Raw genomic sequence first — 23,227 nt, 5'->3', positions numbered from 1 at the left:
CCACCGAGTCCCGTCCCAGGGCGAGGTGCGAGAGTGGTGGGGTGCATTACCTGGATCATGCGGCCACCACCGACCTGCGGCCTGAGGCCGCCGAGGAGTGGCTGCGCGTCGCCCGTCAAACCGGGAACGCCTCCTCCACGCACGGTGCCGGGCAGCGGGCGCGCCGGATCCTGGAGGAGTCGCGAGAGCGTCTCGCGGCCGCGCTGGGGTGCGATCCGATCGAGGTCGTCCTGACCTCGGGAGGCACGGAATCGGTGAATCTCGCCGTGCAGGGCCTGTGGCGCTCCCGGTTCTCGGGGCGGGAGTCGATCCTGCTCCCGGACGGAGAACATCACGCGACGCTCGACACCGTCGCCGCGCTCGCCGCCGAGGGGGCCCGCGTGGTGCCGGTCGCTCTGGACGGGGTGGGGCGGATCCCCGTCGACGCCTTCGCCGCAGGGCTCGCCACGGACGGCGTGGCCTTGGCCACCGCGCTGGTCGCGAACAACGAGGTCGGCACCGTCAACGACGCCGCCGCGCTCGCCGCATCCGCCGGCTCGGCCAGCGTTCCCTTGCATCTGGACGCGGTCGCGGCGTTCGGGCACCTGCCGCTGTCGTTCGCCGCTCTCCGGGGAGACGCGCCGGCGGGCGCGGGGCTCGTGGCGCTTAGCGTCGCCGGCCACAAGATCGGCGCGCCCACAGGCGCGGGGGCGCTCGTCGTCGCCCGTACGGCCCGCCTCGCCCCCCTTCAGCACGGCGGGGGGCAGCAGCGCGGACTGCGCTCCGGCACGCAGGACGTCGCCGGCGCCGCCGCGTTCGCGCTCGCCGCCGAGATCGCCGTCGCCGAGCGGGCCGCGGAGGCCGTGCGACTGAGTGCGTTGCGCGATCGCCTCGTCGCCGGGATCCGGGAGCGGGTGCCTTCCGCCGAGCTGCTCGGGGATCCTGATCCGGCGGGGCGGCTGCCGGGCAACGCGCACCTGCTGTTCCCCGGTGCGCCGAGCGAGAGCCTGCTGTTCCTGCTGGATGTGGCAGGGGTGTCGGCATCGGCCGGATCGGCCTGCCAGGCCGGGATCGCGGAGCCCTCGCACGTCGTGCAGGCGCTCGGCCGGAGCGAAGTCGGGGCGCGCAGCGTGATCCGGTTCACGCTCGGGCGGACCTCGTCCGATGCCGACGTGGACGCCGTGCTCGCCGCGATCGGCGATGCGTACGAGCGGGCCTCCGGCGCCGCCCGGTGACGCCGCGCGACCGAACCTCTCGAAGAGCCCGCCCAGCCGTCCGCTCGTACACTGGATCCATGCGTGTTCTGGCGGCGATGAGCGGGGGAGTGGACTCCGCGGTGGCGGCCGCGCGCGCCGTGGAGGCGGGCCACGATGTCGTCGGCGTGCATCTCGCGCTCTCGCGGGCGGGCGGCACTCTGCGCACGGGCAGCCGCGGCTGCTGCACGATCGAGGACGCGATGGATGCCCGTCGGGCCGCAGACCTGCTCGGCATCCCGTTCTACGTCTGGGACTTCTCCGAGCGCTTCCGCGAGGACGTGATCGACGATTTCGTCGCGGAGTACCGCGCGGGTCGCACGCCCAATCCGTGTCTGCGCTGCAACGAGAAGATCAAGTTCGCCGCCCTGCTGGAGCGTGCGATGGAACTCGGGTTCGATGCCGTGTGCACCGGGCACTACGCCACGCTCGTCGACGGCGAGGGCGGCCTCGAGCTGCACCGCGCCTCGGATGCGGCCAAGGACCAGTCCTATGTCCTCGGCGTGCTGAACGCCGAGCAGCTCGCGCACACGTACTTCCCGCTCGGATCCACGCCGTCCAAGGCGCTCGTGCGCGCGGAGGCTGCGGAGCGCGGACTGAGCGTGGCCCAGAAGCCCGACAGTCACGACATCTGCTTCATCCCCGACGGCGACACCCGCGGCTGGCTCGCGGAGAAGGTCGGCGCCGAGCAGGGCGAGATCCTGGATCGGGGCGGCAACGTGGTCGGCACGCACGACGGCGCGCATGCGTTCACCGTCGGCCAGCGCCGCGGACTGCGCCTCGGCGTACCCGCCCCCGATGGCAAGCCGCGGTTCGTGCTCGAGGTGCGTCCCGTGTCGAACACCGTCGTGGTCGGCCCGAAGGAGGCGCTCGCGATCGCCGAGATCTCGGGGGAGCGGCGCTCGTGGGCGGGAGCGGCACCCGCCGCGGAGGAGTTCGTCTGCGAGGTGCAGATCCGAGCCCACGCGGATCCGGTTCCCGCGCGCGCCTTCGTTGCGGAGGACGCGGTCCGTGTCGTGCCCGACGAGCCGCTCGACGGCGTCGCGCCCGGTCAGAGCGCCGTGCTGTACGTCGGAACCCGGGTGCTCGGCCAGTTCACGATCGATCGCACGGTGTCGGCGGTTCCGGTCGGCGTCTGAGTCCGCTGTCGCCGCCCACGACCGCGGTTGTCGCCGACGTCATCTCATGGTCGACGCCCGCGCGACTCTGTGATGATGGGTGCACAGTCCGACGGAGGAGCCGCCATGACGAGGACGTACATCCGCGATTTCCATGGGGACGATCTGGATCAGATCGTCCGACTGTGGGGGCAGGTCACCCGCGAGAACGAGTGGCCGATCTACTCGCTCGCCGAGGTGATCGCCTCCTGCCAACAGGATCACGCGGTCGTCGCGGTCCAGGGCGAGCAGCTCGTGGGTGCGGCGGTCGGCCGCGGCGCGCACGCGCAGGGCTGGATCGTGTTCTTCGGGACGCTCGACGACGCAGGACCCGAGGTGAGCTCGTCACTGCTGCACGCGCTGGAGCGGAAGATGGCTCCGCTGGGCCTGGCGAAGCTCTCGGTGCTCATCCCCGAGGCTGACGGGCTCGGGGCGTTCACCGAGAACGGCTTCCATGTGCACCATTCGGTGCGCTACCTCGAGCGCGCGATGCCCATCCAGCGACGCGAGATCGACGCCCTCAAGGAAGTCGGCGGACGCATCCTCCCGCCGCACCTGTGGGATCGCGTCGCCGGGATGACGCACGAGAAGACTCTGCTCGAGGAGCGTCTCGTGACTCCCTTGGCCCGCCCCGACCTCGCCGAGAGGTTCGGAGTCGTGCCTCCGCGTGCCGTCATGCTGTTCGGCCCTCCGGGAACCGGCAAGACCACGTTCGCCCGAGCGGTGGCCTCGCGACTGGACTGGCCGTTCGTGGAGCTGTTCCCGTCGCGACTGGCCGATGGCGGCGCAGGTCTCGCCGGCGGCCTGCGCGCCTCGTTCGAGACCATCGACGAGCTCGAACACGCCGTCGTCTTCATCGACGAGGTCGAGGAGATCGCCTCCCGTCGTGGCGGTACGCCGCCGTCGCCGACGCAGGGCGTGACGAACGAGCTGCTCAAGCTCGTCGCCGACTTCCGCGACAGGGAGGGGCGGATCCTCATCTGCGCGACGAACTTCGTGCGCGCGCTCGACGCGGCGTTCCTCCGGCATGGGCGCTTCGACTACGTGATCCCGATCGGCCTGCCCGACGCCGACGCGCGCCGCGCGATCTGGGCGCGGTACATCCCCGTGGAGTCGGCCGGCGACGTCGATCTGGACCGGCTGGTCGCAGCCAGCGACGGGCTCACGCCCGCGGACATCGAGTACGCCGCGCGGCGTGCGTCCCAGGAGGCGCTGGCCCGGGCGCTGAGCGATGGTGCGCAGGCATCCGCGCTCGACACCGACGATTACGCGCGGGCTCTCGGCAGCACGAGGGCGACCGTCTCCGCGGACGAGATCGCCGAATTCCGGGCGGACATCGAGGCCATCGCCCGGCTCTGAGGATCCGGTGCGGCCGCCCGCGGATGTCCCCGCCCGCTCGTAGACTTCAGGGGTGCCGGAGAACATCTCGCTGGAAGCCGCCCGTGTCGAGGCCGAAGAGCTGACGACGCGCATCCTGGAGGCGAAGGACGCGTACTACGGGCGCGACACGTCGCTCGTCGATGACGCCACCTACGACGGCTGGATGCACCGGCTCGAGGAGATCGAGCGCCTGCACCCCGAGCTGCAGGGACAGGACTCGCCCACCCAGATGGTGGGAGCGGCCGAGGCGACGGGGCTGCAGACCATCGAGCACGCGGAGCGCATGCTCAGTCTCGACAACGTGTTCTCGCTCGAGGAGCTGCGCGAATGGGCGGCCAAGACCCGCGCCGCGGCGGGTCGAGACGTCGCCTGGCTCACCGAACTCAAGATCGACGGCCTCGCGATCAACCTGCGTTATGAGCACGGCGTGCTCACCTCCGCCGCGACCCGCGGCGACGGGCGGGTCGGGGAGATCGTGACCGAGAACGCGCTGCGCGTCGCCGGGATCCCCGAGCGGCTGAGCGGATCCGGGCATCCCGCGATCGTCGAGGTGCGCGGCGAGGTGTTCATTCCGGTCGCCGCGTTCGAGCGGCTGAACGCCGCGCAGGCCGCGTTCCGCGACCGCGCCTACGCCGAGGCCCTGGAACGGTGGGAGGCGCGCGGCGGCGTCAAGAAGCCGTTCGACGAGGAGAAGGCCCGCACGGCGGCAGCGCGGCGATTCCCGTCGTTCGCGAACCCGCGCAACGCCGCGAGCGGGGGCCTGCGGCAGCAGCTGGACAAGAAGGACGGCATGGAGCTCGAGGCGGGGCTGCTCCGTGTCGACTCGCTCGCCCTGTACGTGCACGGGATCGGCGCCTGGCCGAACCCGCCTGTCGCCGCGCAGAGCGAGATCTACGAGCTCGTCGCGAGCTGGGGCCTGCCCACGAGCCCCCACACGAAGGTGTGCGCCACGATCGATGAGGTCGCCGAGTTCGTCGCGTACTTCGGTGAGCACCGGCACGACATCGAGCACGAGCTGGACGGCATCGTCGTGAAGGTCGACGAGCTGGACCTGCACGATGAGCTCGGTGCCACGAGCCGCGCTCCGCGGTGGGCGATCGCCTACAAGTACCCGCCGGAGGAGGTGCAGACCACTCTGCTCGACATCGTGGTGTCGGTCGGCCGCACCGGGCGCGCCACGCCGTTCGCCGTCATGGCGCCGGCCCACGTCGCCGGCAGCGTGGTACGTCAGGCCACCCTGCACAACAAGGACGTGGTGAAGGCCAAGGGCGTGCTCATCGGCGACACCGTCGTGCTGCGCAAGGCCGGCGATGTGATCCCCGAGGTCCTCGGCCCCGTGGTCGAGCGTCGCGACGGCACCGAGCGGGAGTTCGTGATGCCCGAGCGCTGCCCGGAGTGCGGCTCGATCCTCGCGCCCGCGAAGGAAGGGGACATCGACCTGCGCTGCCCGAACACCCGTTCCTGCCCTGCGCAGGTGCGCGGTCGGGTCGAGCACATCGGATCCCGCGGCGCCCTCGACGTCGAGGCGCTCGGCGAGGTCACCGCCGCCGCGCTCACGCAGCCGAGCCACCCGGCGGTGCCGCCGCTCGAGACCGAGGCAGGCTTGTTCACGCTCACGCTCGACCAGCTCGTGCCGATCGAGGTCGTCGTCCGCGATGCGGAGACCGGATTGCCGAAGGAGGACGAGGACGGGATCGTGAAGACCCGCGCCCCGTTCCGGCGAAATCCGACGGCGGCCGAGAAGAAGGAGGGCGTCAACGCCGTCCAGCCGTCCTCCCAGGCCGTCAAGCTGCTCGCGGAGCTCGAGAAGGCGAAGACGAAGGATCTGTGGCGCCTGCTGGTGGCTCTGAACATCCGCCACGTGGGCCCCGTCGCCGCCCGCGCGCTGGCGCAGTGGTTCGGATCCCTGGATGCCATCCGCGCCGCCTCTCGCGAGGAGCTCGCGGCCGTCGAGGGGGTCGGCGGAATCATCGCGGACTCACTCCTGGACTGGTTCACCGTCGACTGGCACCAGGACATCGTGCGGCGCTGGGCCGACGCCGGCGTGCAGTGGGCGACCCCCGGGCACCCCGGCCCTGGCGCCGCGACCGCGGAGGGCGGCGTGCTCGACGGACTCACGGTCGTCGCGACCGGATCCCTCGACGGCTACACCCGTGAAGGCGCACAGGAGGCGATCATCAAGGCCGGTGGCAAGGCCGCGTCGAGCGTCTCGAAGAAGACCGACTTCGTCGCCGCGGGTCCCGGTGCCGGGTCCAAGCTCGCCAAGGCGGAGGAGCTCGGATTGCGGATCCTCGACGCGGCGCAGTTCCACCTGCTCGTGACGGAGGGCCCGGACGCGCTCGGTTGACAGTGCGTTCGCGACAGAATTCCGCGGATTTCCGCGGTGCGGGCTCTTCCATGACTAGAACATAAGTACTAGAGTTGGGGGATGGAGCCCGCCACCGAAGCACTGTTCGAGGAGCCGGTTGTTGCCGATGCTCTTCCGGTGATGGTGGTGGATGAGGCGTTCGTCGCGGCGCGGATCCTGGATGGGTTGCAGGAGGATGACGTCGCGCTGAACCAGCGGGCGGTGCGGCGTGCGGAGCGCATCGTGGAGGTCGTGGAGCTGGCGCGCCGGCATCCGGAGATCTATACGGTCGGGGATGATCCGGAGGATACGGGGCATGCGCGGCGGTCGGTGTTCTTCGATGTGGCGGTGCGGTTGCAGATCTCGGAGAACGAGGCCCGGAACCTGGAATGCACGGCGTCGACGGCGGCTGAGCATCTGCCGTTGTTGTGGGAGCACGCTCGGGACGGGTTCGTGTCCCTTCGGTTCGTGGAGGCCGCCGTCGGGGCGGTGTTGCGGTTGCAGGCTCCGGTCGGGGCGGATGCGACTGCCCGGCAGTACGCGGCGGATGCGATCGCGTTGATCGATGAGACCGCGTCGAGGTGGGCGTTGCACCTGCCGATCAGCACGTTCCGACGGCGGGTGACGATCCTCACCGACCGGCTCGACCCCACCCCGTCTGAGCGTAAGCATGCACGGGGGTTGGTGGATCGGCGGGTGGTCGTGGAAGACGCCGGTGACGGTATGTCCTGGTTGACGGCGTTGATTCCGACGGTGAAAGCCACGGCGATCAAGCGACGGCTCACCTCGACCGCGAAACACCTCCAGAAGGACCGCCGGGAGGGCCGCACCAGGGATCAGGCCCGCGCCGACCTGCTCTGCGACTGGCTGCTCGGCGTCGGCACCGACAAGGCGGTGAAGACGACGGTGTTCGTGACCGTCCCGATCGGACTCGTCACCGGTGAGACCGTGACGGCAGTGCCGTCGACAGCGTTCCTGGGCAACCCGGTCGCCTCGGGCACGGAGGCGCAGCTGGTCGGGCACGGTCCGATCGACCCGGCCACCGCCCGGCAGGCGTTCCTGGACGCGACCGGGTTCCGGCGGGTGATCACCGACCCCGTCCACGGCATCGTCTTGGACATGGATCGGCGCACGTATCGGCCCACGAAGGCGCAGCGGGACTGGCTGGTCCTGCAGCACGGGACCTGCGCGAGGGACGGCTGCGATCGACTCGCCCTCGACGCCGACCTCGACCACGAACACCCGTGGACCCGAGGCGGACCCACCAACACGAGCAACCTGCGACCACTGTGCCCCGCCGACCACGTCCGACGACATCGCACCCGGATGATCTACCGGAACCGCGAGAACCACACCGTCCAAGTCATCACCCCGACCGGTTTCCGAACGAACGACCCACCGCCCTTCTGATGCCCCACGTCCGTCGTATGCGGCGGGGGATAGGCTCGCGGTCGTGAGCGCTTCCGTCGATCTGATCCCGACCCTGATCGGCGTCGGCATCCTCGTCGCCGTGGCGACCGCCGCCCTCCTGCTGTTCCGGGTGCGAGGATCGTGGGCGCCCGCCGCGGCGATCGCACGCGGTGTCGTGCAGCTGGCGATCATCAGCCTGATCCTCGGCGGTATCATCACGCAGCCCGCGCTGATCGCGGTCGCGCTCCTTGTGATGTTCGGCGTGGCGGTCTCCGTTGCGACGCACCGAATCGGGTGGAGCGGGCACGGGGCGCTCGTGATGTCGACCTCGATCGCGGCGGGCATCGCCGTGGCAGCGGCAGCGGTCTTCGGATCCGGCGCGCTGGCCCCCACCCCTCGGTACGCGCTGGCGATCGGCGCGATCATCATCGGGAACACGATGAACATCGCCACGCTCACGGGCAGGTTGTTCCGGAGGACGGTCCTCGACCACTGGGAAGAGGTCGAGGGGTGGCTCGCTCTGGGAGCCACGCCGCGGCGCTCGACGCTGGACCTCGCGCGCGGCGCCGTGCGCGAGGCCCTGATCCCCTCGGTCGATCAGACCAAGACGACCGGTCTCGTCGTGCTCCCGGGCGCATTCGTCGGCGCGATCTTCGGCGGTCTCTCGCCCCTCGAGGCCGGTCGGTTCCAGATCATCGTGCTGGCGGCCATCATGGCGGCCGGATCCGTCACTGCTGTCCTCGTCGCGACCTGGCTGGGCCCGGTGCGCACCAAGCCAGTGGTCGCGGCCTGACGACGAGTCCGGTGGATCCTGCTGAGTGCCCGCGCTCGTGCCGCTCACACCGGATTTCGTCGAGTGCACGGGATCGCGTCGAATGCACGAGTTCTACGCGTCGACTTCTCGTGCAGTCGGCAACAGACCGTGCACTCGCGCACGCGGCGCGTCTCCGTGCGCACGGCAGAAAGCCGTATGCCCGGCGCGAGGGCCGGGCATACGAGTGGGACTCAGTCCTTGTGGCGCGGCTTGCGCGGCGGCCGGTCGTCCGTGCGGCCGCCATCCTGCGGGGCGTCGTCGCGGCGCGCACGGTCCCCATAGCCACGGTCCCCGGAACCGCTCTCGTATGAACGGCGTGGACGGTCGCCGTAGGCACGGTCGTCCCGGCCACGGTCGTCACGGCGCGGGCCCCGGTTCGGGCGGCCCGAATCGCGCTGGATCTCGATGAGCCGGCCCGAGATGCGAGTGTCGCGCAGGCGGTCCAGCACTGAGGAGTCCAGGGTGGACGGGAGCTCGACGATGGAGAAGTCCGGACGGATCGTGATCGCGCCGAAGTCGTCGCGGCCGAGGCCGCCCTCGTTCGCGAGGGCGCCGACGATCTGTCGGGGCTCGACACGGTGACGGCGGCCGACCTCGATCCGGTACGGCGTGTAGTCGCCACGGCTTCGCCGTTCCGGACGGGCGCCGCGATCGTCACGTTCCCGGGAGTCGCGTCCACCCGTGCGCTCCGTGCGCTCGCGCTGCGGACGGTTGTCGGCAGCCACAGCGGCCGACAGCGCGTCGGTCGCCGGGTCCAGCAGCAGCGGGGTCGCGCCCTGCGCGACGACCGCGAGCGCCGCGGCCACATCGGCCTCCGGCACGTCGTGGTTGCGCACGTAATGGGCGATGATGTCGCGGAAGCCCTCGATGCGGCTCGTCTCCTCGAGCGCCGCGGTGATCGCGTCGTCGAAGCGCGCGAGACGCGTGCTGTTCACGTCCTCCGTCGTGGGCAGCTGCATCTGCGTGGGCTGCTGGCGTGTGGCGCGCTCGATGTGCTTGAGCAGGTAGCGCTCGCGCGGCGTGATGAAGCTGATCGCGTCGCCGGAGCGGCCCGCGCGACCCGTGCGGCCGATGCGGTGCACGTAGGACTCGGTGTCGGTCGGGATGTCGAAGTTCACGACGTGGCTGATCCGCTCGACGTCGAGACCTCGGGCGGCGACGTCGGTGGCGACGAGGATGTCGAGCTTGCCGTCCTTGAGCTGGCCGACGGTGCGCTCGCGCTGAGGCTGCGGGATGTCGCCGTTGATCGCGGCGGCGGAGTATCCGCGTGCGCGGAGCTTCTCGGCGAGCGTCTCGGTCTCGTTCTTGGTGCGGACGAAGACGATCATGCCCTCGAAGTTCTCCACCTCGAGGATCCGGGTGAGCGCGTCGACTTTCTGCGCATACGACACGACGAGATAGCGCTGCGTGATGTTCGCGTTGGTCGTGGTCTTGCCCTTGACCGAGATCTCCGCCGGATCGTGCAGGTACTGCTGCGCGAGGCGGCGGATCGTGGCGGGCATGGTCGCCGAGAACAGTGCCACCTGCTTGGTGTCGGGTGTCTGCGCGAGGATCTGCTCGACATCCTCGGCGAAGCCCATCTTCAGCATCTCGTCGGCCTCATCGAGCACCAGGTTCTTCAGCTCCGACAGGTCGAGGGTGCCCTTGGCGAGGTGGTCCATGATGCGTCCTGGCGTACCCACGACGATGTGCACGCCTCGGCGCAGCGCCGACAGCTGCACGCCATAGCCCTGACCGCCGTAAACAGGCAGCAGGTGCACGCCGGGGATCTTCGCGGCATAGGACTCGAACGCCTCGGCAACCTGCAGAGCGAGCTCGCGGGTCGGGGCGAGCACCAGCGCCTGAGGCTTCTTCTGCTGCAGGTCCAGGTTCTCCAGGATCGGCAGAGCGAACGCTGCGGTCTTGCCCGTTCCCGTCTGCGCCGTGCCCAGCACGTCGCGGCCGCCGAGCAGCAGCGGAATCGTCTCGCGCTGGATGGCCGACGGCGTCTCGTAGCCGAGCGCCTTGACGGCGGCGAGGACGGGTCCGGTGACCCCCAGCTCCTCGAAGCCGGGAGTCTCAGGAGCCTCGGACGGCGTCTCGGGGGCGGGCTCGGTAGCGGCGATATCGTCAGCAGTCACCCGCCAACGATAGTCCCTGCGCCTGGGCAGCGCCTGGCGTCGTGCGATGCCGGCTCCATCGGAACCACGAATGGGGCGATACCGTCGGATCATGACCGCGTCCGCTGCCCCCGCCGACCGTGCCGAGGCGATCGAGCGCGACGCCCGCCTGGAGGACATCGACTGGTCAGTGCCGCCCCCGGGCGCCGTAGTCTCATCCTTCGCTGCGCCGAGCGGTTCGCTGGCCGCGGTCGCCTTCGGTGAGCCGGCGCGCGGGCGCATCGTATTGGTGCCCGGTGCCACGGGCTCGAAGGAGGACTTCGCCCTCATGCTCCCCGATCTCGCCGCCGCGGGCTACCGGGTGGAGTCCTTCGATCTGGCGGGACAATACGGGTCCGCTGCGGCGGGCCCGCCGGCGGGGGAGCCCTACACCGACGAGCTGTTCGACCGCGACCTGGTGGCCTTCCTCCGAGACGGCGGACCTGCGCACCTGCTGGGCTATTCCTTCGGCGGCATGCTCGCGCAGCGCGTCGCGGTGCGTCACCCCGAATTGGTGCGATCCCTGGCGCTGCTGACCACGCCGCCGGCCACCGGGAACGTCTTCCGCAGCATGAAGGTGCTGGGGCCGATCGCGGGGCTGGCCGGCCCTCGGACCGGGGCGGCGCTGCTGATCTGGGGGGTGCGGTGGAATCTGAACCGGGTTCGTCCCGGCCGGCTCGCCTTCGTGCGCTCCCGGTTCGCCTTCACCCGGCGCAGCAGCGTGGACGACATGGTGGGGCTGATGATGCGGGCACTCGACCTGCGCGCCGCGGTCCGCGCCCTGCCGATGCCGAAGCTCGTGGCCACCGGCACCCACGACCTGTGGCCGGTCGCGGCGCATGAGCGTTATGCGAGCGATATCGGCGCCGAGCTTCACGTCTACGACACCGGGCACAGCCCGTGCGAGACCACGCCGCACCAGCTGTGCGCCGACCTGCTCTCGCTCTACTCCCGTATCGAGGAGTGAACGTCGGCCTTCCGCGCCCGGCGCCGGGCGGGAAGGCGATGCCAGGGCGCCTCTTGTGGCCAATGCAGGCGCATGGTCGGCAGCACCCGGTCCAGGCGCCGACGCAGGGAGCGCCAGTTCTCGAAGGGGCGCGCGGAGACCAGCACCACAAGGTCCGTGTCGTGCAGCACTCTCATGCCGGGCCGGATGTGCAGCGAGAGGTCGAGGTCGTCGTGGATCCGGTCTTCCGAGCGGTGGAATCCTGCGGACAGCTCGTGCCAGGCCGTCGCACGCATCGCCATATTGGAGCCGAACAGCGGTGCATGCCCGAGAAGCGGGGTGAGCACGACGTACATGGCGCCGATGTAGAGGTGGCGGCCGATCCAGCGGATGGCCGGGTTGCCGCCGTAGAAGTGCGCCGTGCCGGTGATGAAGTCGACGTCGTGGCTCGCCATGCCCCGTTCGATGCGGGCCAGCCAGTCCTGGCCCGGCACCGAGTCCGCGTCCAGCCGGGCGATCACCTCGTGGCGAGCCGCGTCGTAGCCGGCCGCCGCGGCACGCGGGATCCCGATGACGGGCTCGGAGATGACCGTGGCGCCGGCGGCGGCGGCGATGCGGCCCGAATCGTCGGAGCTGCCGTTGTCGACCACGATGATCTCGTCCGCGGGCCGTGTCTGCGCGGTCAGAGCGCGGAGACAGCGTGCGAGGAAGGGCGCGTCATCACGGCAGGGGATCACCACACTGATCGTCGTGCGCGTATCCTCCCCCGGAAGCGCGGCGTCCGGCACGCTCACACGCCGGTGCTCAGCGCGATCAGCCGCTCCTTGACCTGGCGCCGCAGCACCTTGCCGATCAGTGACTTCGGCAGTTCGTCGACCACGAAGATGCGGCGCGGCACCTTGTACGGCGTGAGGATCCCGCGGGCGAACTCGCGGACCGCCTCCACGTCGACGTCCGTGCCCGGATCCACGACGATCGCCGCGACGACCTCCTCGCCGGAGTGCTCGTTGGGAAGTCCCACCACCGCGGCATCCACGACATCGGGGTGCTGGCGCAGCGCGCCCTCCACCTCGGTGGGGGCGACGTTGAAGCCGCCGGTGATGATGAGCTCCTTGATCCGATCGACGATGCGCACGAACCCGCCCTCGTCGATCGTGACGATGTCGCCGGTGCGGAACCAGCTATCGACGAACACGGCCTCGGTCTCCTCCGGCTTTCCGTAGTAGCCGGAGAACACCTGCGGCCCGCGGACGATCAGCTCCCCGGGCTGCCCCGGCTCGACATCGTTCGACGGCTGATCGGGATCGACCACGCGGCACTCGGTGCCGGGCAGGGGAAGCCCCACGGTGCCGGGCACGCGGTTGTCCGCGACGGGGTTCGCCATCAGCACGGGGGAGCACTCGCTGAGGCCGTAGCCCTCGACGAGGTAGCCGTCCGTGGCCTGTTCGAACGGCACGACGAGCTCGTGCGGCAGCGCCATCGCACCCGAGATCGCGACCTCGATGCCCGCGAGCGACACGCCTTTCTCGGTGGCCGCTTTCAACAGGCGGTCCGCAATGGGCGGCACGAGCGGAAGGAACGTCGCCGGGTGCTTCTTCACCACGTCGAGCACCAGATCCGGATCGAACTTCGGGAACAGGACCAGCCGCGCGCCCATCGACATCGCGAACGTGAGGCACAGCGTCAGCCCGTAGGCGTGGAACATCGGCAGGACCGCGTAGACGACGCAGCCGTCGCCGCGCGTGATCGACGGCACCCAGGCCTGCGCCTGTGCGGCGTTGGCGAGCAGGTTGCGGTGCGTCAGGGAGGCGCCCTTCGGCGTCCCGGTGGTACCCGACGTGTACTGGATGATGGCGAGGTCGTCGGTCGCAGGGCGCGCATGCGTGGTGGGGAGCGGGGCGTACCCGACCACCGACTCCCACGTCCCCGTGCCGCGAACCTTGGATGTGAGGGCGTCGCGAGACTCGCGAGCCTTGGCGATCGGCAGCCGCAGTGCGAAGCGGGTGAGGGCAGGCATCGCGCGCGTCACATCGACCGAGATGAGGTTCGTCATGGCGAGGTCCGAGGGGAACTCCTGGACGGACGCGACGACCTTGTTCCAGACGATCGCGTGCTTCGCGCCATGGTCCTCGAACTGCTTGCGCAGCTCGCGGGGCGTGTACAGCGGGTTGTGCTCGACGACGACGGCGCCCAGGCGCAGCACCGCATAAAACGCGACGATGTGCTGCGGGCAGTTCGGCAGCACGATCGCGACCGGATCTCCGGCCTTGACGCCGAGCGCCTTCAGGCCCGACGCCGCGCGCTCGATGGAGGACTGCAGGTCGCGATAGGAGGTGGTGCGGCCGAAGAACTGCAGCGCGGGTGCATTCGGGTAGTCGCGCGCGGATGCCTCCACGATGTCGACGAGGGATCCGGATACCTCCGCGAGGTCCTCCGGCACCCCCTCGGCGTAGCTGGCGGTCCATGGGCGCGGAGGAACGAACGTCGTCACGCGCTCAGCCTATGCCGCCCCTGGAGGATGCACGATCCCGGGCGGCGCAACCCCCTCCGCGCCGCCCGGGACGTCTCACCGGCGTTGCTGCTCGCTGCCGGAGAGTTTCTGTGCCAGGGCGATCGGCACGATCGAGACGACGATCAGCACCACCGCGATCACGGACACGATTGGAGCCTGGTTGGGGCGGGCGACGTTGTCGATGATGAACATCGGCAGGGTGCGCACCCCGGATCCGGCGGTGAACGTGGTCACCACGATCTCGTCGAACGATAGCGCGAAGGCGAGCAGGCCGCCGGTGAGCAGGGCGGAGCGCAGCTGCGGGAAGGTGACCAGGCGGAACGTCGTCCAGATTCCGGCGCCGAGATCGGCCGAGGCCTCCTCGAACGAGGTGCCCATGCGCCGCAGTCTGGCCACGGCGTTGTTGAACACGGTGACGATGCAGAACGTGGTGTGCGCGATGATCACGGTCCAGATCGACAGCGGCACCCCGAGGATCGTGCGGAACAGGTTGTTCAGCGCGATGCCGGTGATGATGCCCGGCAGTGCGATCGGCAGGATCACGAGGAGGTTCACCGTCGTGCGGCCGAAGAACGAGAACCGCTGCAGCGCGAACGACAGCATCGTACCGAGGACGAGCGCGAGGGCCGAGGAGATCAGCGCGACGAGCGCGCTGGTGCCGACGGCTTCGAGCGCGCCGTCGCTGCGGAACGCCCGGCCCCACCACTCCAGCGTGAGGCCGGGTGGCGGCCAGGTGAGCGAGGACGACGTCGAGAACGAGTTGATCAGCACGACCACCAGCGGCACGTACACGACCGCGAGGATCACGGCGGTGATGATGCCGAGAGCGACCCTGGTTCCGAGGGAGATGCGCACGGTGACTCCTACAGGTTGTCCAGGGCGCCGGTGCGGCGCACGAGGAACAGGTAGCCGAAGATGATGACGATCGGGATGAGTGCGATCGCGCTCGCGAGCGGCAGGTTGTTCGCCGCGCCGATGTCCTGGTAGACGAGCGTGCCGAGCATCTGGGCGCCCCCGCCGACGATGCCGATCGTGATGTAGTCGCCCAGCGACAGCGAGAAGCTGAAGATGGTGCCGGCGATGATCGCGGGCAGCGCCATCGGCCACACGACCAGACGCAGGGTCGCCCAGCTCCGTCCGCCCAGGTCGCCGGAGGCCTCGAGCAGAGAGCTCGGCACCCGCTCCAGTCCGGCGTAGATCGGGAGGATCACGTACGGCAACCACAGGTACGACAGCGTGATGATCGTCGCGGCGATGCCGTATCCGGGCGTATGCCCGCCGAGCGGTCGCAGCAGCCAGTCCAGGATGCCGTCGCTGGAGAGCACGGAGCGCCAGGCGAACGCCTTCACGAGATATGACGCCCACAGCGGGGTCAGCACCAGCACCACGAGGGTGCGCTGCAAGGCCGGGGAGGCGACCATCGCCATGAAGTAGGCGATCGGCAGCGCGAGGGCCACGTCGATCGCGGTGACGGCGAGGGCGATCCCCACTGTGCGCAGCGTGATGCCCTGGTAGAACGCGTCGGTGACGACCGTCACCACGTTGTCGAGGGTGAACTCGGTGCGGATCTGCCCCGTGTACGTGTCGGTGGTCCAGAACGCGGTGACCAGCAGCAGCGCCAATGCGACGACGTACACCGCTCCCAGCCAGAACAGCGGGGCGGACAGCAGGAGGGCGAGCCGAGCGCGCGGATGCGCGGAGAGGTAGACGGATCCACGTCGCGCCGCAGTGCGGCGCGGGAACGGGATCGGTGTGCGCGGCGGTGTCTTCGCCGGTGCGATGGTGCTCATGACGGCCTTTCGAATCCCGGCCCGGTCGCCCGGAGCGCAATGCCCCGGGCGACCGGATCCGATCAGTTCCGGATCTGCTGCCAGGCTGTGGTCCAGCCGGCGTAGTCGATGCACTTCACGTCGGTGCGGCCGTCCAGGCACTTCGCGATGGGGGTGGTCCAGTACCAGATCTTCTTGGCGTAGTCCGCGTCGCCCGCGTGATACGACGCGCAGTCGTCGCGGAAGTCGCAGGCCTTGTCGCTCGAGGGGGCCTCGCCGAAGTAGGCGGTGGCCGCCGCGTTCGCCTTCGGGCTGGAGATGTAGTCCAGCCAGGCGTACGCGCAGTTCGGGTTCTTCGCCTTGGAGGAGATCATCCAGGTATCGCTCCAGCCGGTCGCGCCCTCCTCGGGCAGCACGACGGCGGTCTTGGCGCCCTCGCCCTCGAGCGTGTTCTGGATCACCTGCCAGGTGGTGCCGGCGACGCTGTCGCCGGACTGGAACGACTGGACCTCCTTGAGGTAGTCGCCCCAGTACTCGCTGATGTTCGGCCGCTGCTCCTTGAGCAGGGAGACCGCCGCATCGAACTGCTTCTGGTCCAGCGCGTAGGGGTTCGTGATCTTGAGCTCGGGCTTGTGCGCCATGAGGTAGACCGCGGCGTCGGCGATGTAGATCGGGGAGTCGTAGGCGGTGATCTTGCCCTTGTGCTCCGAGGCCTTGTCGAAGACGACATCCCAGGAGGTGGGTGCGGTCGGGAACGTGTCGGTGTTGTACAGCAGCAGGTTGGCGCCGTAGCCGTGCGGGACGCCGTAGTGCTTTCCGTCGACGGTGTTCCAGGCGCGATCCTTGAGGAACGGGAAGATGCCGTCGTAGTTCTTCAGCAGCTTCGTGTTGACCTCTGCCACGTCGCCCGAGGCGATGAGACGCAGCGAGGCATCACCGGATGCGGACACCACGTCGTAGTCGCCGGTCTTCATGAGGTTCAGCGCCTCGTCGGACGTACCGAAGGTCTTCGCCTCGACCTTGCAGCCGGTGGCCTTGGTGAAATCGGAGACCCAGTCGACGTTCGGATCGTTCGAGCCGTCCTCCACGTAGCCCGGCCACGCCAGGATCTTGACCGCGCCTTCGGTCTTGCCGAGCTTGTCGACCGGCCCGGCGGCGGCACCGCCACCGGACCCAGCCGTGCCGCAGCCGGACAGGGCGGCGATGACGGCCGTGGAGAGGCCGATGGCCACGAGGGCTTTGAGCGTGTTCTTTCGCATGGGATACTCCTTCGTTCTTCTGCGTGCGGGGTGCGAGAGATGCCGGTCAGCGGGCGCCGGCCGTGCGGATGGTGCGGGAGGGAGTCTCGTTCTGCTCCGCGGCCGGGGCGTTGTCGAGAGCGACGAGATCCACGTCGCGCCAGGAGACGAAGACCCGGTCGCCGTGGGCGCCGTGCGCGCGCCCGCCGACGTTCTGCTCCAGGACCGTGACCCGGGGGCCCTGATCGAGGTCGACCACGAGGCGCACGCCGGAGCCGAGATAGATGGCCTCCGCGAGGACGCCCGGAGCGGAGCGGTAGCCGGGCTCGACAGAAGGGGCAGGGGAGACCGCGAGCTTCTCGGGGCGCAGCGAATGGTGACCGGTGCGGCCGAGCACGAGCTCGCTCGTCACGTCGTCGAACAGATTCGAGGTGCCCACGAAGTCGGCGACGAATCGCGAGACGGGCTTCTCGTAGAGCTCGAACGGCGTGCCCAGCTGCTCGATCCGCCCCGCGCTGAAGACCGCGATGCGGTCCGACAGCGTCAGCGCCTCCTCCTGGTCATGGGTGACGAAGATGAACGTGATGCCGAGATCGCGCTGGATCTGCTTCAGCTCGACCTGCATCTGCTCGCGCAGCTTCAGATCCAGCGCGCCCAGCGGCTCGTCCAGCAGCAGCACCTTCGGCTCGACGACCGTGGCGCGGGCGAGCGCGACGCGCTGCCGTTGTCCGCCGGAGAGCTGGCTGGGCTTGCGATCCGCGACGTGCTCGAGGCGCACGCTGGCGAGCGCTTTTCGCGCGCGCTCGCGACGTTCCTTGGTGCGCATGCCGCGCACCCGCAGGCCATAGGCGACGTTGTCGAGCACGGTCATGTGCGGGAACAGCGCGTAGTCCTGAAACACCGTGTTCACGTCCCGGTCGAACGGCGCCTTGGCCGTCACGTCCTCCCCGAACAACTCCACGGTTCCCTCCGTGGGCTGCTCGAAACCGGCGATGAGGCGCAGCACGGTGGTCTTGCCGGATCCGGACGGTCCGAGCATGGAGAAGAACTCTCCTTCGGCGATCTCCAGATCCACGCCGTCGACGGCAGTGACGGATCCGAATGAACGGGTGAGTCCGGTGAGTCTGATCGCGACGGGCTTGTCCGCCATCACATCTCCTTCGATGCGAGGACTAATCCTCTGTTAGTAGATGAATGGAATCATATGGGAACAGAGGATTTTGTCAACACCCGTGTTACCGTCGTGTCAGGAGCCTGGAAGGAGAGCGGCGTGGCACAGGTGTCGGCAGGTGTGGACCCCGCGCGGTCGGCCGTCTTCGCGCCGCTGTCGGACATCGGTCGGGCCGAGATCGTGGAGCGCCGCCTGCAGGACGCGATCACGTCAGGCGTGCTGCACGACGGAGAGCGGCTGCCGAGCGAGTCGCAGCTGGGGCGCCGGCTCGGCGTCGCCGTCGTCACCGCCCGTGAGGCACTGGAAGCGCTGCGCGATGCCGGCTTGATCGAGACCAGGCGCGGTCGCGACGGCGGGAGCTTCGTCACCTTCGACCCGGACACCGCGCGTCGCTTCACCGATGAGCGCATCAGGGCGATCAGTCGCGTCGAGCTGCGGGACGCGTCCACGCACTATGCCGCGATCGCGGGCATGGCCGCGGAACTCGCCGCCGACCGTGCCGGTGACGACGACGTGCAGGGACTGCGCGAGCTCGAGGAGCACGAGGACCTCTCCACGATGGGCGCCGCGCGCCGCGCCGTCGCCCGGTTCCAGCTCGAGGTCGCGGCCCTCAGTCAATCGCCGAGACTCGTGCGTGAAGAGCTCCGTCTGCAGGCCGAGATCGGTTCGCTGATCTGGTTGGGCCTGCGCGAGGAGGACAATCGGATCCGCAGCCGCGCCGCCCGACGTGCTGAACTCGATGCCATCGGCGCCGCCGACACCGAGGGGGCCAGGGCGATCGCGGTGCGTCGCATCGCCAGTGGCGTCGAATGGCTGCTGGACGAGAAGTCTCGGCTGGAAGCCGCGGCAGAGACCACCACGCCCGCGCGGGCGTGACACCGGAACACACGAAGAAGGAGCGCGAGATGACCGGCACTGTCGCCGAGTATGACGCACGCATCGCCGAGCGCATCGAAGGCACGTTCGCGCCCCTGTTCGCGCTCGTGGAAGGATGGCGCACCGCCGTTCAGGACGAGTTCCACGGTTTCGCGGTGCAGGGCACTGCCCCCGCCGTCGCGGCGCTGGATCCCTTCATGGATGCCCTGGCACGACCGGCTCTGGAGGCGCCGGGAGGACTCGTCACCGGGGCCGGTTTCGTCGCGACCCCAGGGCTCCTCGCCGATGCGCCCTGGCATCTGGCATGGTGGCTGCGCGAGATCCACGGCCTCGATCGCGGCGATCGCGGCGGCGTGCGACGTCTGGAGGCGGTGAACGACCCGGAGTCGGATCAGTTCCGCGACTACCGCCAGCTGGAGTGGTGGCGGGTGCCGGAGCGCACCGGCGAGCGCCACGTCACCGGCCCCTACGTCGACTACCTGTGCACCGACGACTACACGGTCACGGTGACGACCCCCGTCATGCACGACGGGCGGATGGTCGGTGTGGTCGGCATCGACGTGCACGTGTCGCGGCTGGAGCGCGTGATCCTGCCGATCCTGCGGGAGGCGGCCGGCACCGGCACGGTCGTGAACGGATCGGGCCGGGTGGTCGCCTCGAGCGACTCGCACCGTGTGACCGGGACCCTGCTGCGGGGGCAGGACGTGCAGAGTGCGCTCACCGCCCTGCGCGAGAGCGCCCTGTCGGCGGGTGGCGGCGAGGGAACGCGGGTCGTGCGGTGCGGGGACACCGCACTCTTCCTCGTGCTGCAGGACTGAGGCAGGGTGCGTCAGGGGCCCGCCGCCGCGGCGGGGCGGGCGACGCCCGCTGGCTAGACTGTCCTGGTGTCTGAAATCACCCCTGATCTCGTACGCCATCTCGGCGTGCTCGCGCGCATCCAGCTCTCCGACGACGAGGTGACGCAGCTGACCGGTCAGCTGGACGCCATCGTCGACAACATCGCGAAGGTGTCGGAGGTGGCGACGCCCGACGTCGAGCCCACGAGCCACCCGATCGCGATGCACAACGTCTTCCGCGAGGACGTCGTGGGCCAGACCCTCACCACCGCGCAGGCGCTGCAGAATGCGCCCGACGCCGACGGGGACCGCTTCCGGGTCACCGCGATCCTGGGGGAGCAGCAGTGAGCGAGATCATCCGCTGGACCGCCGCCGAGCTCGGTGCCAAGCTCGCCGCCGGAGAGGTGTCGAGCGTCGAGGCGACGCAGGCCCACCTCGACCGCATCGCTGCCGTCGACGGCGATGTGCACGCCTTCCTGCACGTCAACGAGCACGCGCTGGACGCGGCGGCCGACGTCGACCGCCGCCGCGCCGCGGGGGAGGACCTGGGCGAACTCGCCGGAGTGCCGCTCGCCATCAAGGACGTGCTCGTCACGACCGACCAGCCGTCCACGAGCGGATCCCGGATCCTCGAGGGATACCGGTCGCCGTTCGATGCGACGGTCGTCGCCCGTGCGCGGGCGGCCGGGCTCATCGGCATCGGGAAGACCAACATGGACGAGTTCGCGATGGGCTCCTCCACGGAGTTCTCCGCCTACGGGGCCACGCACAACCCGTGGGACCTCGACCGGATCCCGGGCGGCTCGGGCGGTGGCTCGGCTGCCGCCGTGGCCGCGTTCGAGGCGCCGATCGCGCTCGGGTCCGACACCGGGGGCTCGATCCGCCAGCCCGCGCACGTCACCGGAACGGTCGGCATCAAGCCGACCTACGGCGGCGTCAGCCGTTACGGCGCGATCGCCCTCGCCTCGAGCCTGGACCAGGTCGGTCCTGTGGCTCGAACCGTTCTCGATGCGGGCCTGCTGCACGACGTGATCGGCGGTCACGACCCGAAGGACTCCACGTCGCTCCCCGACGCCTGGCCGTCGTTCGCCGCGGCCGCGCGCGAGGGCGCGACCGGACAGGTACTCAAGGGCTTGAAGGTCGGCGTCGTGAAGGAGCTGCCCGACTCCGGCTTTCAGTCCGGCGTCGCGGGATCCTTCCACGCCGCACTGAAGCTGATGGAGGCCCAGGGCGCGGAGATCGTGGAGATCTCCGCCCCGCACTTCGAGTACGGCGTCGCCGCGTACTACCTGATTCTCCCCGCCGAGGCCTCGAGCAACCTGGCCAAGTTCGACTCGGTCCGCTTCGGCCTGCGTGTCACGCCCGAGGGCGGCGGCACGGTCGAGGACGTCATGTCGCTCACTCGCGAGGTCGGCTTCGGCCCGGAGGTCAAGCGTCGCATCATCCTCGGCACCTATGCGCTGTCGGCCGGGTACTACGACGCGTACTACGGCAGCGCGCAGAAGGTGCGCACCCTCATCCAGCAGGATTTCGACGCGGCGTTCGCGCAGGTCGACATCATCGCCACGCCCTCCGCGCCCACCACGGCGTTCAAGCTCGGCGAGAAGATCGGCGATCCGCTGCAGATGTACCTCAACGACCTCACCACGATCCCGGCGAACCTCGCCGGCGTCCCGGGCATCTCGATCCCGTCGGGCCTGGCCGAGGAGGACGGGCTGCCCGTCGGCATCCAGTTCCTCGCCCCCGCCCGCGAGGACGCACGCCTGTACCGGGTCGGCGCCGCGCTGGAGTCGCTGCTCGTCGACGCGTGGGGCGGGCCGCTGCTCGACCGCGCACCGACCCTTCGACAAGCTCAGGGACCGCAGGGAGGAACCCGCTGATGGCCGCCGTGAAGCTCATGGACTTCGACAAGGCGCTCGAACTGTTCGAGCCGGTGCTCGGCTTCGAGGTGCACGTCGAGCTCAACACCGAGACCAAGATGTTCTCCGACGCGCCCAACCCGGCGAACGAGCGCAACCACGACGCCGGGCCGAACACGCTCATCGCACCGGTGGATCTGGGCCTCCCGGGATCGCTCCCGGTCGTGAACGAGACGGCTGTGCGCTCCTCGATCAGTCTGGGCCTCGCGCTCGGCTGCTCGATCGCCGAGTCCTGCCGGTTCGCGCGCAAGAACTACTTCTACCCGGACCTCGGCAAGAACTACCAGATCTCGCAGTACGACGAGCCGATCGCGTTCGAGGGATCGGTCGAGGTCGAGCTCGAAGACGGGACGCTCGTGACGATCCCGATCGAGCGCGCGCACATGGAGGAGGACGCCGGCAAGCTCACCCACATGGGCGGCGCGACCGGTCGCATCCAGGGTGCGGAGTACTCCCTCGTGGATTACAACCGCGCCGGCGTTCCGCTCGTCGAGATCGTCACCAAGCCGATCTTCGGCGCCGAGCACCGCGCTCCCGAGATCGCCAAGGCGTACGTGGCCACGATCCGCGACATCGTGCGCGGCCTCGGCATCTCCGAGGCGCGGCTCGAACGCGGCAACCTGCGCTGCGACGCGAACGTGTCGCTGCGCCCCCGCGGCCAGGAGAAGCTCGGCACCCGCACCGAGACGAAGAACGTCAACTCGATGCGCTCGGTGGAGCGCGCGGTGCGCTACGAGATCCAGCGCCAGGCGGCGATCCTCGCCGACGGCGGCACGATCACGCAGGAGACCCGGCACTGGCACGAGGACACCGGCACCACGTCGCCCGGACGCCCGAAGTCCGACGCCGACGACTACCGGTACTTCCCGGAGCCCGACCTGCTGCCCGTGCAGCCGGCCCGCGAGCTGGTGGAGGAGCTGCGCGCCGCGCTGCCCGAGCAGCCCGTCGCACGCCGCCGCCGGCTCAAGGCCGACTGGGGCTTCGCCGACATCGAGTTCCAGGGCGTCGTGAACGCCGGGCTGCTCGATGAGGTCGAGGCGACCATCGCCGCCGGCACGACCGCCGACACCGCGCGCAAGTGGTGGACCGGTGAGATCAGCCGCATCGCCAACGAGCGCGAGGTGGACGCCGCAACGCTGATCGACCCGGCGTCGGTCGCCGCCCTGCAGCAGCTCGTCGACGCGGGCACGCTGACCGACAAGCTGGCCCGACAGGTGCTCGAGGGCGTCATCGCCGGCGAAGGCACCCCGCAGCAGGTCGTCGACGCGCGCGGGCTCGCCGTGGTCTCCGATGACGGCGCACTCATCGCCGCGATCGACGAGGCCCTCGCCGCGCAGCCCGACGTGATGGCGAAGATCAAGGACGGCAAGGTCCAGGCCGCCGGTGCCGTCATCGGCGCCGTCATGAAGGCAATGAAGGGTCAGGCCGACGCCGCACGCGTCCGCGAGCTCATCCTGGAGCGCGCCGCGCAATAGCGACGAC

At 69.9% G+C, this 23,227-nt stretch carries 19 protein-coding genes; 12 read left to right on the top strand and 7 right to left on the bottom strand.

The features are described from left to right. Positions 1–41: 41 nt before the first annotated feature. From AC1DCT_RS03405 to AC1DCT_RS03380, 6 genes are all read left to right on the top strand, one after another. Positions 42–1,214, top strand: coding sequence for a cysteine desulfurase family protein (locus AC1DCT_RS03405; protein WP_477427464.1), 1,173 nt, complete (start codon positions 42–44; stop codon positions 1,212–1,214). A gap of 59 nt (positions 1,215–1,273) precedes the next feature. After that, positions 1,274–2,371, top strand: a complete 1,098-nt coding sequence (gene mnmA, locus AC1DCT_RS03400) for a tRNA 2-thiouridine(34) synthase MnmA (protein WP_477427462.1) — start codon at positions 1,274–1,276, stop codon at positions 2,369–2,371. Between the two features lie 105 nt (positions 2,372–2,476). Beyond that, positions 2,477–3,748, top strand: coding sequence for an ATP-binding protein (locus AC1DCT_RS03395; RefSeq protein WP_477427460.1), 1,272 nt, complete (start codon positions 2,477–2,479; stop codon positions 3,746–3,748). Between the two features lie 52 nt (positions 3,749–3,800). Then, the gene (gene ligA / locus AC1DCT_RS03390) at positions 3,801–6,116 is read left to right on the top strand and encodes an NAD-dependent DNA ligase LigA (protein ID WP_477427458.1); all 2,316 of its coding nucleotides are present in this window, start codon (positions 3,801–3,803) and stop codon (positions 6,114–6,116) included. An 81-nt stretch (positions 6,117–6,197) separates the two neighbouring features. Continuing rightward, positions 6,198–7,526 (top strand): HNH endonuclease signature motif containing protein, encoded by a 1,329-nt coding sequence (locus AC1DCT_RS03385; RefSeq protein WP_477427456.1) that lies wholly within the window; start codon positions 6,198–6,200, stop codon positions 7,524–7,526. Positions 7,527–7,569: 43 nt separating this feature from the next. Beyond that, the gene (locus tag AC1DCT_RS03380; protein ID WP_477228979.1) at positions 7,570–8,319 is read left to right on the top strand and encodes an ABC transporter permease; all 750 of its coding nucleotides are present in this window, start codon (positions 7,570–7,572) and stop codon (positions 8,317–8,319) included. Between the two features lie 212 nt (positions 8,320–8,531). On the opposite strand, the gene AC1DCT_RS03375 is transcribed toward AC1DCT_RS03380, so the two are convergent. Continuing rightward, complete coding sequence (locus AC1DCT_RS03375) at positions 8,532–10,460, bottom strand: DEAD/DEAH box helicase (protein ID WP_441978233.1); 1,929 nt, start codon at positions 10,458–10,460, stop codon at positions 8,532–8,534. Between the two features lie 91 nt (positions 10,461–10,551). Between AC1DCT_RS03375 and AC1DCT_RS03370 the strand changes: the two genes are divergently transcribed. After that, positions 10,552–11,445: an alpha/beta fold hydrolase gene (locus AC1DCT_RS03370; protein WP_441978234.1), complete on the top strand. Its 894-nt coding sequence runs from the start codon at positions 10,552–10,554 to the stop codon at positions 11,443–11,445. Here the strand turns inward: AC1DCT_RS03370 and AC1DCT_RS03365 are convergent. The 6 genes from AC1DCT_RS03365 to AC1DCT_RS03340 form a co-directional block, all read right to left on the bottom strand. Next, on the bottom strand, positions 11,424–12,218 hold the full coding sequence (locus tag AC1DCT_RS03365) for a glycosyltransferase family 2 protein (RefSeq protein ID WP_477228981.1): 795 nt from the start codon (positions 12,216–12,218) through the stop codon (positions 11,424–11,426). The genes AC1DCT_RS03370 and AC1DCT_RS03365 overlap by 22 nt on opposite strands. Next, entirely contained in the window at positions 12,215–13,915 is a 1,701-nt protein-coding gene (locus AC1DCT_RS03360) for a long-chain-fatty-acid--CoA ligase (RefSeq protein WP_477427454.1), read from the bottom strand. Before AC1DCT_RS03360 ends, AC1DCT_RS03365 begins: the two co-directional genes overlap by 4 nt. Before the next feature lie 75 nt (positions 13,916–13,990). Further along, positions 13,991–14,791: an ABC transporter permease gene (locus AC1DCT_RS03355; protein ID WP_477228983.1), complete on the bottom strand. Its 801-nt coding sequence runs from the start codon at positions 14,789–14,791 to the stop codon at positions 13,991–13,993. A gap of 8 nt (positions 14,792–14,799) precedes the next feature. Next, positions 14,800–15,726: an ABC transporter permease gene (locus AC1DCT_RS03350; RefSeq protein WP_440731970.1), complete on the bottom strand. Its 927-nt coding sequence runs from the start codon at positions 15,724–15,726 to the stop codon at positions 14,800–14,802. Between the two features lie 62 nt (positions 15,727–15,788). Next, the gene (locus tag AC1DCT_RS03345; RefSeq protein ID WP_441978238.1) at positions 15,789–16,964 is read right to left on the bottom strand and encodes an ABC transporter substrate-binding protein; all 1,176 of its coding nucleotides are present in this window, start codon (positions 16,962–16,964) and stop codon (positions 15,789–15,791) included. Positions 16,965–17,010: 46 nt separating this feature from the next. Next, entirely contained in the window at positions 17,011–18,093 is a 1,083-nt protein-coding gene (locus AC1DCT_RS03340; RefSeq protein WP_440731968.1) for an ABC transporter ATP-binding protein, read from the bottom strand. 120 nt (positions 18,094–18,213) lie between these two features. On the opposite strand from AC1DCT_RS03340, the gene AC1DCT_RS03335 reads away from it, so the two are divergent. The 5 genes from AC1DCT_RS03335 (at position 18,214) to gatB (ending at position 23,220) form a co-directional block, all read left to right on the top strand. Continuing rightward, complete coding sequence (locus AC1DCT_RS03335) at positions 18,214–18,990, top strand: FadR/GntR family transcriptional regulator (protein WP_440731967.1); 777 nt, start codon at positions 18,214–18,216, stop codon at positions 18,988–18,990. A 29-nt stretch (positions 18,991–19,019) separates the two neighbouring features. Further along, entirely contained in the window at positions 19,020–19,808 is a 789-nt protein-coding gene (locus AC1DCT_RS03330; protein WP_477427452.1) for a cache domain-containing protein, read from the top strand. Between the two features lie 66 nt (positions 19,809–19,874). After that, the gene (gatC, locus tag AC1DCT_RS03325) at positions 19,875–20,174 is read left to right on the top strand and encodes an Asp-tRNA(Asn)/Glu-tRNA(Gln) amidotransferase subunit GatC (protein WP_477427450.1); all 300 of its coding nucleotides are present in this window, start codon (positions 19,875–19,877) and stop codon (positions 20,172–20,174) included. Next, on the top strand, positions 20,171–21,706 hold the full coding sequence (gene gatA, locus AC1DCT_RS03320; RefSeq protein WP_441978241.1) for an Asp-tRNA(Asn)/Glu-tRNA(Gln) amidotransferase subunit GatA: 1,536 nt from the start codon (positions 20,171–20,173) through the stop codon (positions 21,704–21,706). The genes gatC and gatA overlap by 4 nt, the downstream gene beginning before the upstream one ends. Continuing rightward, positions 21,706–23,220, top strand: a complete 1,515-nt coding sequence (gene gatB, locus AC1DCT_RS03315) for an Asp-tRNA(Asn)/Glu-tRNA(Gln) amidotransferase subunit GatB (protein WP_477427448.1) — start codon at positions 21,706–21,708, stop codon at positions 23,218–23,220. The genes gatA and gatB overlap by 1 nt, the downstream gene beginning before the upstream one ends. Positions 23,221–23,227: the final 7 nt, after the last annotated feature.

It is taken from the genome of Microbacterium sp. 10L49 (genome assembly GCF_056395125.1).
This window is presented reverse-complemented; position numbering and strand designations above follow the sequence as displayed.